Here is a 16,354-nt window from a genome sequence, read left to right as displayed (position 1 = left end):
CAGTGTTCACGAGCCGTAGAAGACGCGCTCGATCACGGCCCGCGCCCGCCGGGTGGTGCGCCGGTAGGCGTCGAGGAACTCGCCGGGGTCGCGCGAGTGCCCCATCACGCCGGCCACGGCCGCCAGGTCGCGCCCGGTGGTCGGCAACTGGTCGCCGGGTTTGCCCCGGACCAGCACGATCGCGTTGCGCGCCCGGGTCGCGGTGATCCACGACTCCTTCAACGCGACCATGTCGTCACGTGTCATCAGCCCCGCTTCGGCCGCCGCGCGCAGCCCGCGCACGGTCGACGGGGTCCGCAACGCCGGCACCTCGTGGGCGTGCTGCAACTGCAGGAGCTGCACGGTCCACTCCACGTCGGCCAGCCCGCCGCGGCCGAGCTTGGTGTGCAGGGACGGGTCCGCGCCGCGCGGCAGCCGTTCGGCCTCGACCCGCGCCTTGATCCGCCGGATCTCGCGCACGGACGCCGCGTCCAGCCCGGCCGCCGGGTACCGCACGGGTTCGACCAGGTCCATGAACCGCGCGCCGAGGTCGGCGTCCCCGGCGATGAACCGGGCCCGCAGCAGCGCCTGCGCCTCCCACAGCTCGGCCCACTGCGCGTAGTACGCCCGGTAGGACTCCAGCGTGCGCACCAGCGGCCCCTGCCGGCCTTCGGGCCGCAGGTCGGCGTCGACCTGCAACGCCGGGTCCTGGCTGGGCGCGCTGAGCAGCCGGCGCACCTTCTCCACGACGGCGCTCGCGTACCGGACGGCGTCGGAGTCGGTCACCCCGGGAGCGGCCTCGCACACGAACACCACGTCCGCGTCCGACCCGTACCCGAGCTCACGCCCGCCGATCCGGCCCATGCCGATGACCGCGATGGACGCCTGCCGCTCGCCGGTCGTCCGCACGACCGCGTCCAGCGCGGCCTGCAACACCGCCACCCACACCTCGGACAGCGACACGCACACCGTGCGCAGCGTGACCAGCCCGAGCAGGTCCCCGGACGCGATCCGCAGGAGTTCCTGGCGGCGCAGCGACCGGGCGGCGGTGACCGCGCGGTCCAGGTCGTTGTAGCGGGACACGGTGCTGCGCAGCGGGTTGCCGATGGTCATCGGGTCGCGGCCGACCAGCCCGTCGGTGTCGGCGAGCAGCCGCAGCACCTCGGGCGCGCGCACCAGCAGGTCCGGCACCAGCCGGGACGTGCCGAGCAGCGCGGCGAGCCGGTCCACGACCGTGCCCTCGTCCCGCAGCAGCCGCAGGTACCAGGGGGTTTCGGCGAGCGCCTCGGACACCCGCCGGTAGGCCAGCAGCCCGCCGTCCGGGTCGGGCGTCTCGGCGAGCAGGTCCAGCAGCACCGGCAGCAGCGCCGACTGGATCCGGGCCCGCCGCGACACGCCCCTGGTCAGCGCCTCGATGTGCTTCAACGCCCCGTCCGGCGCGGCGTAGCCGAGCGCGGCGAGCCGGTTCTCCGCCTCGGTGGTGGTCAGCCGCAGCGCCTCGGTCGGCACGTTCGCCACGGCCTGCAGCAGCGGCCGGTAGAACAGCTTCTCGTGCAGCCGCCGCACCTGGTTGGCCCGCTTGCGGAACTCGGCGAGCAGCACCTGCGCCTCGGACAGCCCGCCCTCGGCCTGCAACCCGGACGCGCGCGCCAGCCAGCGCAGGCACGCCGCGTCGTCGTCGGCCGGGAACAGGTGCGTGCGCAGCAGCTTCTGCAACTGCAAGCGGTGTTCCAACGTGCGCAGGAACCTATAGGCGCGGCCGAAGTCCGCGGCGTCCGTGCGTCCCACGTACCCGCCGCGCCCCAACGCCGCGAGCGCCGCCGTGGTGGTGGGGATGCGCAGCTCCTCGTCACCACGCCCGTGCACGAGTTGCAGCAACTGCACCGCGAACTCGACGTCCCGCAGCCCGCCGCGCCCCAGCTTCAGCTCCCGGTCGGCCAACCCGACCGGCACGTTGTCCTCGACGCGGCGGCGCATCGCCTGCACGTCGGGCACGAAGTCCTCGCGCTCGGCCGCCGTCCACACCATCGGCCCGACGACGTCGAGGTAGCGCTGCCCCAGCTCCGCGTCGCCGGCCACCGGACGTGCCTTGAGCAGCGCCTGGAACTCCCAGGTCCGCGCCCACCGCCGGTAGTAGGACGCGTGCCCGTCCAACGTCCGGACCAGCGCGCCCGCCTTGCCCTCGGGCCGCAGCGCCGCGTCGACCTCGAAGCACGCCTGCCCGGCGACCTGCATCATCGTGCTGGCCAGCCGGGTGGCCACCCCGGTGTCGCCCTCGCCGACGAACACCACGTCGACGTCGCTGACGTAGTTCAGCTCGCGCGCGCCGCACTTGCCCATCGCGATCACGGCCAGCGTGCACTCGTCGGCGCGCGGCACCTCCCGGTAGGCGACGTCCAGCGCGGCCCGCAGCGCCGCGACCGCCAGGTCGGACAGCAACCCGGCCACGTCGTCGTAGCTCACGTACCGCAGGTCGGGTTCGGCGACGTGCGCCAGGTCCTCGGCGGCGATCCGGCACAACAGCGCCCGGTACTCGATCTTCAACGCCCGCACGGCGTCCGCGCCGGTCAGCCCGTCGACGGCGGCGACCAGCGCGGGCGCGAACGACTCCGCCGAGACCGGTTCCGCGTCGGCCAGCAGCGTCCAGCGGTCCGGGTTGGCGGCCAGGAAGTCCGACAGCGCCGTGGACGACCCGAGCACGGCGAGCAGCCGGCCGCGCAGCACGTCGTTCGTGCGCAACGCCTCGTCCAGCGCGGCCCAGCGGTCACCGAGCGCTTCGCGCACCCGGTCGACGCCGAGCAGCGCCAGGTCCGGGTCGGGGCTGCGGGACAGCGACCACAGGATCGGCTCGTTGCCGTCGGAGGGGCGTCGGCCGTCCCACCACCCGGCCGCGCGCAGCAACTCGCCGCTGCGGGTCTCGGTCAGGCCGAACCGAGCGGGGGACGTCGGGGTGCGCGCTGGATCGGTCATCGGAAGACACGGTAGTACCGCGCACCGAGCCGGGAACGGTCAGTGCGCCACGATCAAGTAGATGCCGAACAGCACCACGGTCACACAGGCCACCAGGCACGCGCTCGCGGCGACCGTCGGCAACGCGACCGACCCGCCGCGCTCCCGTGCGTCCTCCCGGGCGGACAGCGCCCGCAGCCCGGTCGAGAACAACACCACCAGGCCCAGCACCACGCCCAGGCTCACCCCGAACACGGTGCCCAACGCCGTCCAGTCGACCTTCACACCGCCACCTTGTGCGTCTCGGCCTGCGCCGCGATCTCGTCCACCACGTGCTCGGGCCGCACCGGCTCACGCCGCGAGAGCAGCCAGATCACCAGCGACACCACCACGGCCACGACCGCCACGGCGACCACGCCGACCGTCCCGGTCGAGGCCACCTTGCCCGCGATCGCGCCGACGATCCCGGCGGCGGGCAGCGTGAGCAGCCACGCCACCGCCATCCGCCCGGCCACGCCCCACCGCACCCCGTCGCGCTGCCGCCCCAGGCCGGAGCCCATGATCCCGCCGGAGGCGACGTGCGTCGTGGACAGCGCGAACCCCAGGTGCGAGGACGCCATGATCACGGTCGCCGCGCTGGTCTGCGCCGCGAAGCCCTGCGGGGCCTCGATCGTGGTCAGGCCCTTGCCGAGGGTCCGGGTGATCCGCCAACCACCCAGGTAGGTGCCCAGCGCGATGGCGACCGCCGCGCTCAGGATCACCCACATGGGCGGCGCGGAGCCGGGCGCGAGCGTCCCGGCGGTGATCAGCGTGAGCGTGATGATGCCCATCGTCTTCTGCGCGTCGTTCGTGCCGTGGGCCAGCGACATCAACGCCGCCGAGGCGATCTGCCCGGCCTTGAAGCCCCTGTGCGACACCGACTCGCGGGCCTTGCGGGTGAGCCGGTAGGTCAGCACGGTGGCCAGCAGCGCCACGATCCCGGCGACCAGCGGGGCGGCGATCGAGGGCACCACCACCTTGTCGACCACCTTCGCGAAGTGCACGGCGTCCGCGCCCGACGCGATCCAGGTGGCCCCGATCAGCCCGCCGAACAGGGCGTGCGACGAACTCGACGGCAGCCCCACGTACCAGGTGACGAGGTTCCACACGATCGCCCCGACCAGGCCGCCGAACACCACCGCGGGCGTGATGCGGGCGTCGTCCACGATCCCGCCGGAGATGGTCTTGGCCACCTCCACCGACAGCAGCGCGCCCACCAGGTTCAGCACGGCGGAGAACGCGACCGCGGTCCGGGGTTTCAGCGCGCCCGTCGCGATGGATGTCGCCATCGAGTTCGCGGTGTCGTGGAAGCCGTTGGTGAAGTCGAACGCCAACGCCGTGGCGACCACGATGATGACGAGGAGCGAGGCATCCACGCTGATGTTCCTCCGGCTGGAACGACACAGTCGTGGGTGAACGCTACCTGGCCAGCCGATGAACACTCACCTGGACGGAGGTTCGTCACACCAGCGGGAGGTTCCGCGGCACCGAGACCTCGCCCGCCGCCAACCGGACGAACCGCTCGGCGAACGGCTGCCACACCTCACGGATGTCCTCGTGACCGCGCTCGATCCGCTCCGGGTCGAGCCTGGCCGGCGGCACGGTGGCGACGAGCTCCGGCGCGCCCTGTGCCCAACGCGCCACCATCTCCGGCGTCGTCTCGATGTGGAACTGCACCCCGTAGACGACGTCGCCGACCCGGAACGCCTGGTTCGGGTACTTCGGGGAGGACGCGAGCAGCTCGGCGGTCGGCGGCAGCAGCGCGATCTCGTCCTGGTGGAACTGGAGCACGTCCGGCGTCCACGGCAGATCGGCGAACAACGGGTCCCGACCCGCGACGTCCCGCTTGGCCACCAGCATCACGCCCACCTCGGGCCCGTGCGGACCGCGCCGCACCTGCCCGCCGGTCGCGGCGGCCAGCAACTGCGCACCCAGGCACACCGCCAACGTCGGCACCCGCTTGGCGACCGCGTGCGACAGGAGTTTGCGCACGTCGGCGAGCCATGGGTGGTCGAGGTCGTCCAGCGCGCCCATCGCACCGCCCAGGACCACCAGGCCCCGGTGGTCGGCGAGCGAGCCGGGCAGCGGCTGCTCGTAGGTCTTGACCACGTCGAGCACCGCCCCGGCACCGGTCAGCCAGTCGCCGAGGCGGGCGGCTGGGTCTTGGTCGTCGAGCTGGAGCACGAGCAGACGTGTCACCCGACCGAGGGTAGATCAGCAGGCGCAGGCGATCCCGTCCAGGTTCTCGGTCGCCCCCTCGGTCGGGTGGCCCGCGGCCTGCCACGCCCGGATCCCACCGGACAGCCGCTTCACCCGGAACCCGAGCGCCGCCAGCTTCGCCGCCCCCTTGGTGGCCGCGTTGCACTCGAAGCTCTCGCAGTAGCAGATGTAGACGAGGTCGCGGTCCCAGCCCGCGGTGGACGTGTCGTCCATTTCCCAGTGCGGCAGGTTGACCGCGCCAGGCAGGTGCGCCCGCGCGAACGCCTCCGCACTGCGCGTCTCGACCAACCGGAAGCCCTCGACGTCACCGGCGCGGAGGTCGCGGACGACGTCGTCCGGGTCGGCCTCGAACGCCAGCTCGGCGGAGAAGTGCGCGGCGGCGACGGCAGGGTCGGCGGGCGGGAAGCGCAGCGTGTTCGTCATGGGAGGAATCCTCGCCGCCGAGCCCTTCTGTCGGACAGGGAGAACTCCAGGCGCGCGGGCCGATGTGCCTACGATTCCACGGTGGAACTGGACGATCTGGATTGGAAGCTGCTCGACCTGCTCCAGCGGGACGGCCGGATGACGTTCACCGACCTCGCGAAGCGGGTCGCGCTGTCCGCGCCCGCCACCACCGAGCGCGTGCGACGGCTGGAACAGGCCGGCGTGATCACCGGGTACGCGGCGGTGGTGTCACCGAGGCTGGTCGGCCTGCCGATCGAGGCGATCGTCCGGGTGCGGGTCCGCAGCCTCGACACGCCCCGGTTCCGGGAGCGGATCGTGACCCTGGCCCAGGTCCTCGACGCCGACCACGTGACGGGTGATGACTGCTGGCTGTTGCGCGTGGTGTGCCGGTCGACGGCGGAGCTGGAGCAGTTCGTCGAGCAGGCCCAGCGGTACGGCGACACCACGACGTCCCTGGTCTTCTCCTCCGCCGTCCGCAACCGACCCGTGACGCGCGAGGTGGTAGAGGGTATCGTTTCTCGATAGCATCGATAAACGATATGGGGTGGATCATGTCGGTTCGGAGGAGTCCGTTAGAGCCGTTGTTCTCGGTGGTGTCGTTGGCCTCGGTGCTGGGGGTCACCGCGCTGGTCGGCGGAGTGTTCACGCTTGGCCTTGAGTTCGTGCGCGGCCGGCAACCCGTGTGCGTGCGTGACCTGTGGCGTGACGTGTGCTTCGACCAGCCGACCACCATGCAACGAGCACTGAAATTCCTGATCACCGCGCCCACGTCGTTCGTGTACGTCGCGGCGTTGCTGCTGTTGCTGAAGCTGCTGGTGAGCGCCAGGCGGATGGGCCCGCACACGTTCCCGGTCGCCGAAGAGGTCCGCGGCTACGGCCTGTTCCTGTTGATCTCGCTGCCCCTGGCGACGCTCGCCGAGTCGGTGGCGCTCAACGTCCTGGCCCCGCACCAGCCGCTGTCGTTCATCGGCGGGTGGGACTTCCCGTGGTGGGCGGTGTTCACCGGGCTCGGGCTGCTGACCATCGCCCGTATCCTGCGAACCGGCGCGACGATGCGCGAAGAACTAGAGGGAACGGTGTGAGCGTCCAGGTTCATCTCGACCGCCTGCTGGCCGAGCGCGGCATGACGTTGACCGAGCTGTCCGAACGCGTCGGCGTGACGGTCGTCAACCTGTCGATCCTCAAGAACGGTCGAGCGCGAGCCATCCGGTTCAGCACGCTCACCGCACTGTGCGACGTCCTGGGCTGCCAGCCGGGAGACCTGCTCAGCCACCACCCGGAGCGCGCCGAGTGAGCGTGCCGGGCAGACCGCACAACAACGCGAAAAAGCCTTCAGGGGCACCCGTCACGGGTGCCCCTGAAGGCGAAAGAATGTTCGGCGGCGTCCTACTCTCCCACACCCTCACGAGTGCAGTACCATCGGCGCTGGAAGGCTTAACTACCGGGTTCGGAATGGGACCGGGTGTTCCCCCACCGCTATGACCACCGAAACACTATGAAATTACCAACCCGTAGGCACCCCCACCCCAAACCCCTGCACGGGGTCCGGGACCGTGGTGGTCCGGTTCGGTTCTTTCAGAACCGCACAGTGGATGCGTAGCATGTTTGTGAGCAAGTCCTCGGCCTATTAGTACCGGTCAACTCCAGCCGTTACCGGCCTTCCATCTCCGGCCTATCAACCCAATGGTCTCTTGGGGGCCTTACCCCACGAAGGGTGGGATACCTCATCTAGGAACAGGCTTCCCGCTTAGATGCTTTCAGCGGTTATCCCTTCCGAACGTAGCCAACCAGCAATGCCCTTGGCAGGACAACTGGCACACCAGAGGTCCGTCCGTCCCGGTCCTCTCGTACTAGGGACAGCCTTCCGCAAGTATCCTACGCGCGCGGCGGATAGGGACCGAACTGTCTCACGACGTTCTAAACCCAGCTCGCGTACCGCTTTAATGGGCGAACAGCCCAACCCTTGGGACCTACTCCAGCCCCAGGATGCGACGAGCCGACATCGAGGTGCCAAACCATGCCGTCGATATGGACTCTTGGGCAAGATCAGCCTGTTATCCCCGGGGTACCTTTTATCCGTTGAGCGACCACGCTTCCACAAGCCATGGCCGGATCACTAGTTCCGACTTTCGTCCCTGCTCGACCTGTCGGTCTCACAGTCAAGCCCCCTTGTGCACTTGCACTCGACACCTGATTGCCAACCAGGCTGAGGGAACCTTTGAGCGCCTCCGTTACCCTTTGGGAGGCAACCGCCCCAGTTAAACTACCCACCAGGCACTGTCCCTGATCCGGATCACGGACCGAGGTTAGACATCCAGTACGACCAGAGTGGTATTTCAACGACGACTCCACAACCACTGGCGTGGCCGCTTCACAGTCTCCCACCTATCCTACACAAGCCGAACCGAACACCAATACCAAGCTATAGTAAAGGTCCCGGGGTCTTTCCGTCCTGCCGCGCGTAACGAGCATCTTTACTCGTAGTGCAATTTCGCCGGGCCTGTGGTTGAGACAGTCGAGAAGTCGTTACGCCATTCGTGCAGGTCGGAACTTACCCGACAAGGAATTTCGCTACCTTAGGATGGTTATAGTTACCACCGCCGTTTACTGGCGCTTAAGTTCTCAGCCTCGCCCCGAAGAGCTAACCGGTCCCCTTAACGTTCCAGCACCGGGCAGGCGTCAGTCCGTATACATCGTCTTGCGACTTCGCACGGACCTGTGTTTTTAGTAAACAGTCGCTTCTCGCTGGTCTCTGCGGCCGAAAAATCCTAGCCCGCAAGGGGCTTCAAATCCCTCGGCCCCCCTTCTCCCGAAGTTACGGGGGCATTTTGCCGAGTTCCTTAACCACAGTTCGCCCGATCGCCTCGGTATTCTCTACCTGACCACCTGTGTCGGTTTGGGGTACGGGCCGCGTGAACACTCACTAGAGGCTTTTCTCGACAGCATGGGATCACCCTACTTCGCCTCAATCGGCTATGCATCACGTCTCAGCCTTCATGCCTGGCGGATTTGCCTACCAGACGGCCTACACGCTTACACCAGTACTACCACTCACTGGCGGAGCTACCCTCCTGCGTCACCCCATCGCTTGACTACTACAAGTTCAGGTCCCGCGCTCCACATCGCCCCTCATCCGAAGAATCAGAGCGGGCTTCGGGCGGTTAGTATCACAAGGTTCGCCATGGGCGCGTTCACACGGGTACGGGAATATCAACCCGTTGTCCATCGACTACGCCTGTCGGCCTCGCCTTAGGTCCCGACTTACCCTGGGCGGATTAGCCTGGCCCAGGAACCCTTGGTCATCCGGCGGCAGAGTTTCTCACTCTGCTTTCGCTACTCATGCCTGCATTCTCACTCGTCCAGCCTCCACACCTGGATCACTCCGGCGCTTCGATGGCTGAACGACGCTCCCCTACCCATCCAGACATAATCTGAATGACACGGCTTCGGCGGTGTGCTTAAGCCCCGCTACATTGTCGGCGCAGGACCACTTGACCAGTGAGCTATTACGCACTCTTTAAAGGGTGGCTGCTTCTAAGCCAACCTCCTGGTTGTCTGAGCGACCCCACATCCTTTCCCACTTAGCACACACTTAGGGGCCTTAGCCGGCGTTCTGGGCTGTTTCCCTCTCGACTACGAAGCTTATCCCCCGCAGTCTCACTGCCGCGCTCTCACGTACCGGCATTCGGAGTTTGGTTGATTTCGGTAAGCTTGTGGGCCCCCTAGACCATCCAGTGCTCTACCTCCGGCACGAAACACACGACGCTGCACCTAAATGCATTTCGGGGAGAACCAGCTATCACGGAGTTTGATTGGCCTTTCACCCCTAACCACAGCTCATCCCCCAGGTTTTCAACCCTGGTGGGTTCGGGCCTCCACGCAGTCTTACCCACGCTTCACCCTGGCCATGGCTAGATCACTCCGCTTCGGGTCTAGACCACGCGACTCAAACGCCCTATTCGGACTCGCTTTCGCTACGGCTACCCCACACGGGTTAACCTCGCCACGCAGCACTAACTCGCAGGCTCATTCTTCAAAAGGCACGCCGTCACCCCTAAAGGCTCCGACGGATTGTAGGCACACGGTTTCAGGTACTATTTCACTCCCCTCCCGGGGTACTTTTCACCTTTCCCTCACGGTACTAGTCCGCTATCGGTCACCAGGGAGTATTCAGGCTTAGCGGGTGGTCCCGCCAGATTCACAGCGAATTTCACGAGTACGCTGCTACTTGGGAACACTACAAAGAGACACCGGGTTTTCGCGTACGGGACTCTCACCCTCTACGGCCACGCTTTCCAGACGCGTTCCGCTAACCACAGTGTTTTCTCACTCTTTGCCAGTCCGGCAGAACTGGCCAGTAGGTCCCACGACCCCGCACACGCAACCCCTGCCGGGTATCACACGAATACGGTTTAGCCTCTTCCGCTTTCGCTCGCCACTACTCACGGAATCACGGTTGTTTTCTCTTCCTGCGGGTACTGAGATGTTTCACTTCCCCGCGTTCCCTCCACACGCCCTATGTGTTCAGGCGCGGGTGACCCCACATGACTGGGGCCGGGTTTCCCCATTCGGAAATCCTTGGATCTCAGCTCGGTTGACAACTCCCCAAGGCTTATCGCAGTCTCCTACGTCCTTCATCGGCTCCTGGTGCCAAGGCATCCACCGTATGCCCTTAATAACTTGCCACAAAGATGCTCGCATCCACTGTGCAGTTCTCAAAGAACAACCAGACACCATCCCACACAGCCCACGCCAACCCGACTCAACACCGGGCGGTACGCGGACGGAGACCGTCCTGTCGTTTCTCGCCGAAGAAAACACGAAACACGTGTTCCCTCAGGACCCAACAGCGTACCGAACAGAAACCCTTGACCCTCGACAGACCCTTCCACGCCCCCGGAGGGACAGTACTGACTCCATCGACAACCCGAAGCTCTGCACTAGCCAGCATCCACATCATATGAGCAACCACCCTGCGATCATCCGCCGCAGGCGAGGCCCTCCGGAACCCACCGAAACGGGCTCCGCAGAATGCTCCTTAGAAAGGAGGTGATCCAGCCGCACCTTCCGGTACGGCTACCTTGTTACGACTTCGTCCCAATCGCCAGTCCCACCTTCGACCGCTCCCCCCCTTACGGGTTGGGCCACGGGCTTCGGGTGTTACCGACTTTCGTGACGTGACGGGCGGTGTGTACAAGGCCCGGGAACGTATTCACCGCAGCGTTGCTGATCTGCGATTACTAGCGACTCCGACTTCACGGGGTCGAGTTGCAGACCCCGATCCGAACTGAGACCGGCTTTGTGGGATTCGCTCCACCTCACGGCTTAGCAGCCCTCTGTACCGGCCATTGTAGCATGTGTGAAGCCCTGGACATAAGGGGCATGATGACTTGACGTCATCCCCACCTTCCTCCGAGTTGACCCCGGCAGTCTCCCATGAGTCCCCGCCATAACGCGCTGGCAACATGGAACGAGGGTTGCGCTCGTTGCGGGACTTAACCCAACATCTCACGACACGAGCTGACGACAGCCATGCACCACCTGTACACCAGTCCGAAGAGGCCTACATCTCTGCAGGTTTCCGGTGCATGTCAAGCCCAGGTAAGGTTCTTCGCGTTGCATCGAATTAATCCACATGCTCCGCCGCTTGTGCGGGCCCCCGTCAATTCCTTTGAGTTTTAGCCTTGCGGCCGTACTCCCCAGGCGGGGTGCTTAATGCGTTAGCTGCGGCACGGAGGACGTGGAAGCCCCCCACACCTAGCACCCACCGTTTACGGCGTGGACTACCAGGGTATCTAATCCTGTTCGCTCCCCACGCTTTCGCTCCTCAGCGTCAGTATCGGCCCAGAGACCCGCCTTCGCCACCGGTGTTCCTCCTGATATCTGCGCATTTCACCGCTACACCAGGAATTCCAGTCTCCCCTGCCGAACTCAAGTCTGCCCGTATCGACCGCAGGCTCCACGTTAAGCGTGAAGTTTTCACGGCCGACGCAACAAACCGCCTACGAGCTCTTTACGCCCAATAATTCCGGACAACGCTCGCACCCTACGTATTACCGCGGCTGCTGGCACGTAGTTAGCCGGTGCTTCTTCTGCAGGTACCGTCACTCACGCTTCGTCCCTGCTGAAAGAGGTTTACAACCCGAAGGCCGTCATCCCTCACGCGGCGTCGCTGCATCAGGCTTTCGCCCATTGTGCAATATTCCCCACTGCTGCCTCCCGTAGGAGTCTGGGCCGTGTCTCAGTCCCAGTGTGGCCGGTCACCCTCTCAGGCCGGCTACCCGTCGTCGCCTTGGTAGGCCATCACCCCACCAACAAGCTGATAGGCCGCGGGTCCATCCCATACCGCCGGAACTTTCCACCCCACAAGATGCCCCATGGGGTCGTATCCGGTATTAGACCTAGTTTCCCAGGCTTATCCCGGAGTACAGGGCAGGTTACCCACGTGTTACTCACCCGTTCGCCGCTCGTGTACCCCGAAGGGCCTTACCGCTCGACTTGCATGTGTTAAGCACGCCGCCAGCGTTCGTCCTGAGCCAGGATCAAACTCTCCAATAAGGATTGTGTTTGATCGCTCGGACAACACTGACTCGCAGACCGCAAACGGCCCACTAATGTCAGTTGTCCAGTCAATCTCAAAGGAAACCTCTTGACGAGGTTCATAAATTTACTGGCTATTCGGCACGCTGTTGAGTTCTCAAAGAACACGCGCTCACCATCCTGACCCGCGTTCTACCGCAGCTCATTCCGGGGCTGGTGTTTCCGTTTGTGTTGCTGGAAGCTTAGCTCGTTCGTTTTCGCGGTGTCAAATCGGCCGGTTTCGGCTTCTCGGCTCCGCGTCAAACTCGCTTCGCATTCAGTTCTTTGTTTCTCCAGTGGAACCGAGGCAGCCGCTTAGACTGCTTATTCGCTTCTTGGAGTGACGCCGCAGTACTCTACCCGGCCCGATTCGCGGTGTCAACCGCTCGTTCCGAGGTCCTGCCTGGCGACTCGGCAAAAGTTACTCATGACCTGATCAGAAGTCAAATCGCCTGGTCAGCGGGCTGCCGGAGCGGCACGGCGACCTGCGGGCCGGGTGCCGGAGCCTGGATCGGGCGGGGGCGCAGCCACAGCGAGATGGTCCGCATCCCCTCCATCGCGGCCACGATCTGCTCCGGCGACGCCGACGCGCGGGTCGCGACCGGCACCAGGTCGTAGCCCCAGATCCGGAACTCCTTCAAGACCGTGACCGGATCGTCGCCGAATCCCTCCGTCGCGGTCGCGGAGAACTCCAGGAACACGTGCGGACGATCCCGGCGCAGCAGGCGCACTAGTCCGGCCAATGCGCGGTGCCCACGACCCGGTGCGTCGACGCGCACCACGGAGAGCTTCATCCCGTGCAACGCGGGTACGGCTTCCAGCTCCTTGTCGAGCCGGGCCGCGCGCACCTTCGGCGTCCCCTCCGGCGCGTCGGCCGGCAGCGGTGCCACGGACACGCCACCGGTGAGCGCGGGCTGCGTGGCGAGTTCGCCGACGCTCTCCCACGCGGCGGCGTCCACGACGACGAGCCGGTCCGCGATGCGTTCAGGCAGGTTGACCTCGACGTTGTGGCGGAGCAGGTCCCGCGCGGACGTACACGGCTCCACGGCGACCACGGCACCCGCTGTACCGAACCGGCTCAGCATGCGCACGGTCTGGTAGCCCACGTACGCGCCGACGTCGAGGAAGATCCCATCGGGTTCGATCACGGAGTCCATGAGCTCCGACAGGTCCGGCTCCCACACGCCGTTGCTGGACAGCATCGGCAGCATGAACGCGTCGTCGGACGGCAGTCGCAACAAGCCCACCTCGGTCAGCACGAGAGAGCTGCGCACGTCGGGCACGTTCTCGCTGTGCCGTTCGTGCTCACGCACCACTACGCGCCGCAACGCGTCCGCGGTCTGCTGCGCCTGGTTCGCGGCACGCATCCCGTAGTCGAGCCGGGTGTCCCGTTCCCGCAGCACGTCGACGACCTTGGACTCCAGGTTGTCGATGCGGTCGAGCGTCCGCTCCAACGCGACGGCGAGCTTGTCGATGCGCTGCGCGAGCGCGTCACTGGACTTGGCGCGTTTGCCCGCTTCCGCGACGACGGCGTCTTCGATCTCGCGCAGCCGCCTGCCTTGTCCCGCCATGTCGGCGCGCACCCGCACGACGCCGTCGTCCAGGCCGAGGAGCTGATCGGAGAGCTGTCCCTGGGTTTCCAGGTGTTGCTCGATCTCCGACCGCAGCATCTCCAGTTCGCCGAGGCCGATGCCGGTCGACAGATCGTCCTGCCGGCGCACGAGTTCGGACACCGTGCGCTCGACACCGTCCACAAGGGACGCGAGTACATCGCGCATGTGGTTGTCGTGGTGGTCCAGGACGCGCAGCACCATCTTGCGCAGCTGCGGTGCCATGGGCGTGCGGCTGGCCACACCGACGTCGGGCTGGCGCAGCAGCGCGTGCTTCGCCGAGTGCAGCGCCTTCATCGGGTCCACGGCGGGACTCGGGTTCGCGGCGACACGGCGCGCGCGCCACGCGCGATAGGCGTGTTCGACGCGTTCACGCATGATGTCGCCGATTCGGGCGACCGTGCGGCTTTCCAGGCGTTCACGGCCCTTCGCGCCGATAGCGCGCGCTGCGGGCAGGTCGTCGGCGAGCGCGCGCAGCAGTTTCACGGCGGCCTGTGCGTCCGGTTCGGCGCCTTGCCGGCACGGGACGTAGACAACGGACTGCTTGTCGAACAGTTCGGCGACAGGCCCCTGGTCTGGGGTGAGGATCGGGACGCCTCGCGCGGCGTGCGCGGCGAGCGCGGCGGTGATCCGGTCGCCCCGGCCGCGGTGCAGCGAGATCAGGCAGTCGACCGGGCCGAGTTCGGCGACCAGTTCGATGCGCGGGTCGGTGGCGGTGGCCAGGCGGAGCCGTTCGGCGGCCTCCGGGTGGGCGTCCGCGCCGGTCACGGCGATCCGGAGGGTGACGTCCGGGCGGTCGGTGAACGCGCTGAGGAACGCGGACACCGCGCCGATGACGTTGCCCTCGCGGTCGACGGCGTGGTCGGCGAGCGCCCCGAAGATCACTCCTTCGTGGTCGTCCGGCTCGTAGGCGTCCTGTTCGGGCACGGGCAGCGGCAGGACCCGGACCGCGGGCCCGCCGGTGCGCTCTACGGCGGCGCGGGTCGCCTCGGACGGCACCCACAGCTCGTTCGCGTCCGGCGCGGGACCCTCGTCCAAGCGGTAGTCGACCACGAACCGACCGTGGGGCACGGGCACGGCACGGCCGACCCGCACCACGACCGGGTAGCCGATGGTGGTCGACGTGGGCAGACCGGAGGCGCGGGCGGCGGCCTGGACCAGGTCGGCGACCGGGCCGGAGCCGAGCACGGACACGCCGAGCTGGTCGAGCAGGACCGGCGTCTCGGCGCGGGAGCTGGGCACGGCGGGCACCGGCAGCCGGCCGGTGGCCACGCCCGGACCCGCGCACCAGTCGCGGAAGGCCGCGGCGTTCGCGCCGAACGGCTCCGGGAACTGGGTGCGCAACGCCTGGTCACCGCGCCACAGCGCGGCCGCCCAGCGGGTGCTGCCGGGCAGGTCGGGCGCGGGCGAGCAGGCCCACGCCAAGAAGCCGGCGCCACCGTCCGGGCCGAACGCGGCGGGCGGGTGCGGCAGATCCACCTTGGCCCCGTTGACCTGGCCTTCGGCTGGCTTCTCGTGCACGAAGTGAGCGGGGTCGAACACCGAGCCGGGGTTGCCGCGCGCGGCGTCCCGGTAGTCGACGCGCAGCTCGTCCGGGATGGGCGTGCCGTCGGGGAGCTGGCCGAAGCCGTAGCGCACCGGCACCGGCGTGTAGCCGCGCCGCACCAGCTCACCCCGGTAGGCGGTGCACAGCTCGGCGAGGTCGGGGTGTTCGGACAGCAGCACCCGGGGGCGGTCGGCGAACGCCGCCGACAGCAGCCACGGGCGGCCGGGGTCGAAACCCTCGAAGTGGACCGTGCGCAGCGGTTCGCCGAGAACGGTCACCGTGCCGTCGTCCAGGCGGTGCAGGTCGCGTTGACTCGCGTTCCACGCCGACAAGCCGATCGTGGCGTCCCGCAGCACGTCCAGGCTGACCAACGCAGGAGCCATGTCGAGCACGGCCTTCGTGGCGTCCGGTGTGCGCCGCAGCTGCTCTTCAAGAGAGCGCAGGAACGGCTCCGCGCCGGGCGCGACCACCAGGAAACCGGGGTCGAACACGCCGGTCTCCAGCAGTTCGGTCGGGGTGGGCCGCAGACCGTCGTCGGGCAGCGGGCGCAGCGCGCGCGGCAGCAGCACCAACGGGCCGCGCTGCACGGCGTCGAGTACCCGGTCCGACACCGGGGCCAGGACCTGCACCCACGGGTCGAGGTAGAGCACCGGGATGCCCTGGCCGAGCAACTGCTCCAGCAGCCGCGGGCGCAACAAGCCGCACAGCTGCCGCGCGGTGCAGCCGGTCGCCAGTTCGGCCAGCTCCTCGGGGCGCACCCCGAGGTCGGCGGGCGTCACCAGGCCGGGGCCGGAGTGCTCCGGCAGGGCGTCCACGACGAGCGCGACGAACCGCGCCTCGGGGTGGTTGGCCAGGAACGACCCGGACAGCACCTTCACCGCGGGCAGTTCGGCGGCGGTGGCCACCGTGCACGCGATCAGGGTGGGACGGGCTTCCGAACTCGCGGGCACCTCGGTCACGGTCTGCAAACCTAGCTTCTCCGAATGCC

The 16,354-nt window shown here is 67.2% G+C and carries 9 protein-coding genes and 3 rRNA genes; 3 read left to right on the top strand and 9 right to left on the bottom strand.

The annotated features are described in order from the left end of the window. Positions 1 to 6: 6 nt before the first annotated feature. From BN6_RS04935 to BN6_RS04915, 5 genes are all read right to left on the bottom strand, one after another. Positions 7 to 2,949, bottom strand: a complete 2,943-nt coding sequence (locus BN6_RS04935; RefSeq protein ID WP_015098441.1) for a bifunctional [glutamine synthetase] adenylyltransferase/[glutamine synthetase]-adenylyl-L-tyrosine phosphorylase — start codon at positions 2,947 to 2,949, stop codon at positions 7 to 9. A 39-nt stretch (positions 2,950 to 2,988) separates the two neighbouring features. Beyond that, positions 2,989 to 3,213 (bottom strand): hypothetical protein, encoded by a 225-nt coding sequence (locus BN6_RS04930; protein ID WP_015098440.1) that lies wholly within the window; start codon positions 3,211 to 3,213, stop codon positions 2,989 to 2,991. After that, positions 3,210 to 4,343: an inorganic phosphate transporter gene (locus tag BN6_RS04925; RefSeq protein ID WP_015098439.1), complete on the bottom strand. Its 1,134-nt coding sequence runs from the start codon at positions 4,341 to 4,343 to the stop codon at positions 3,210 to 3,212. The genes BN6_RS04930 and BN6_RS04925 overlap by 4 nt, the downstream gene beginning before the upstream one ends. Before the next feature lie 85 nt (positions 4,344 to 4,428). Beyond that, positions 4,429 to 5,166, bottom strand: coding sequence for a type 1 glutamine amidotransferase (locus BN6_RS04920; protein WP_041311966.1), 738 nt, complete (start codon positions 5,164 to 5,166; stop codon positions 4,429 to 4,431). Between the two features lie 15 nt (positions 5,167 to 5,181). After that, complete coding sequence (locus tag BN6_RS04915; protein WP_015098437.1) at positions 5,182 to 5,610, bottom strand: rhodanese-like domain-containing protein; 429 nt, start codon at positions 5,608 to 5,610, stop codon at positions 5,182 to 5,184. A gap of 81 nt (positions 5,611 to 5,691) precedes the next feature. Here BN6_RS04915 and BN6_RS04910 point away from each other — a divergent pair, with 81 nt between their 5' ends. The 3 genes from BN6_RS04910 (at position 5,692) to BN6_RS04900 (ending at position 6,925) form a co-directional block, all read left to right on the top strand. Next, positions 5,692 to 6,156 (top strand): Lrp/AsnC family transcriptional regulator, encoded by a 465-nt coding sequence (locus BN6_RS04910; RefSeq protein WP_015098436.1) that lies wholly within the window; start codon positions 5,692 to 5,694, stop codon positions 6,154 to 6,156. Positions 6,157 to 6,221: 65 nt separating this feature from the next. Then, a complete protein-coding gene (locus BN6_RS04905) occupies positions 6,222 to 6,713 on the top strand; it encodes a DUF2975 domain-containing protein (RefSeq protein WP_231905364.1) in 492 nt (163 codons plus the stop codon). Then, positions 6,710 to 6,925, top strand: a complete 216-nt coding sequence (locus BN6_RS04900; RefSeq protein ID WP_015098434.1) for a helix-turn-helix domain-containing protein — start codon at positions 6,710 to 6,712, stop codon at positions 6,923 to 6,925. The genes BN6_RS04905 and BN6_RS04900 overlap by 4 nt, the downstream gene beginning before the upstream one ends. Before the next feature lie 79 nt (positions 6,926 to 7,004). On the opposite strand, the gene rrf is transcribed toward BN6_RS04900, so the two are convergent. From rrf to BN6_RS04880, 4 genes are all read right to left on the bottom strand, one after another. After that, positions 7,005 to 7,121 (bottom strand): 5S ribosomal RNA (gene rrf, locus BN6_RS04895). A 117-nt stretch (positions 7,122 to 7,238) separates the two neighbouring features. Further along, positions 7,239 to 10,317 (bottom strand): 23S ribosomal RNA (locus tag BN6_RS04890). A gap of 356 nt (positions 10,318 to 10,673) precedes the next feature. Further along, positions 10,674 to 12,189: ribosomal RNA gene (locus BN6_RS04885) — 16S ribosomal RNA — on the bottom strand. The 16S, 23S and 5S rRNA genes sit together here, the layout of an rRNA operon. Before the next feature lie 464 nt (positions 12,190 to 12,653). Then, positions 12,654 to 16,325: an FkbM family methyltransferase gene (locus BN6_RS04880; protein ID WP_148302730.1), complete on the bottom strand. Its 3,672-nt coding sequence runs from the start codon at positions 16,323 to 16,325 to the stop codon at positions 12,654 to 12,656. Between the last annotated feature and the right edge of the window lie 29 nt (positions 16,326 to 16,354).

Source organism: Saccharothrix espanaensis DSM 44229 (assembly GCF_000328705.1).
Taxonomy (GTDB): Bacteria; Actinomycetota; Actinomycetes; order Mycobacteriales; family Pseudonocardiaceae; genus Actinosynnema; species Actinosynnema espanaense.
Note: the sequence above shows the minus strand (reverse complement) of the source record. Positions and strands in the feature narration are given on the sequence as shown.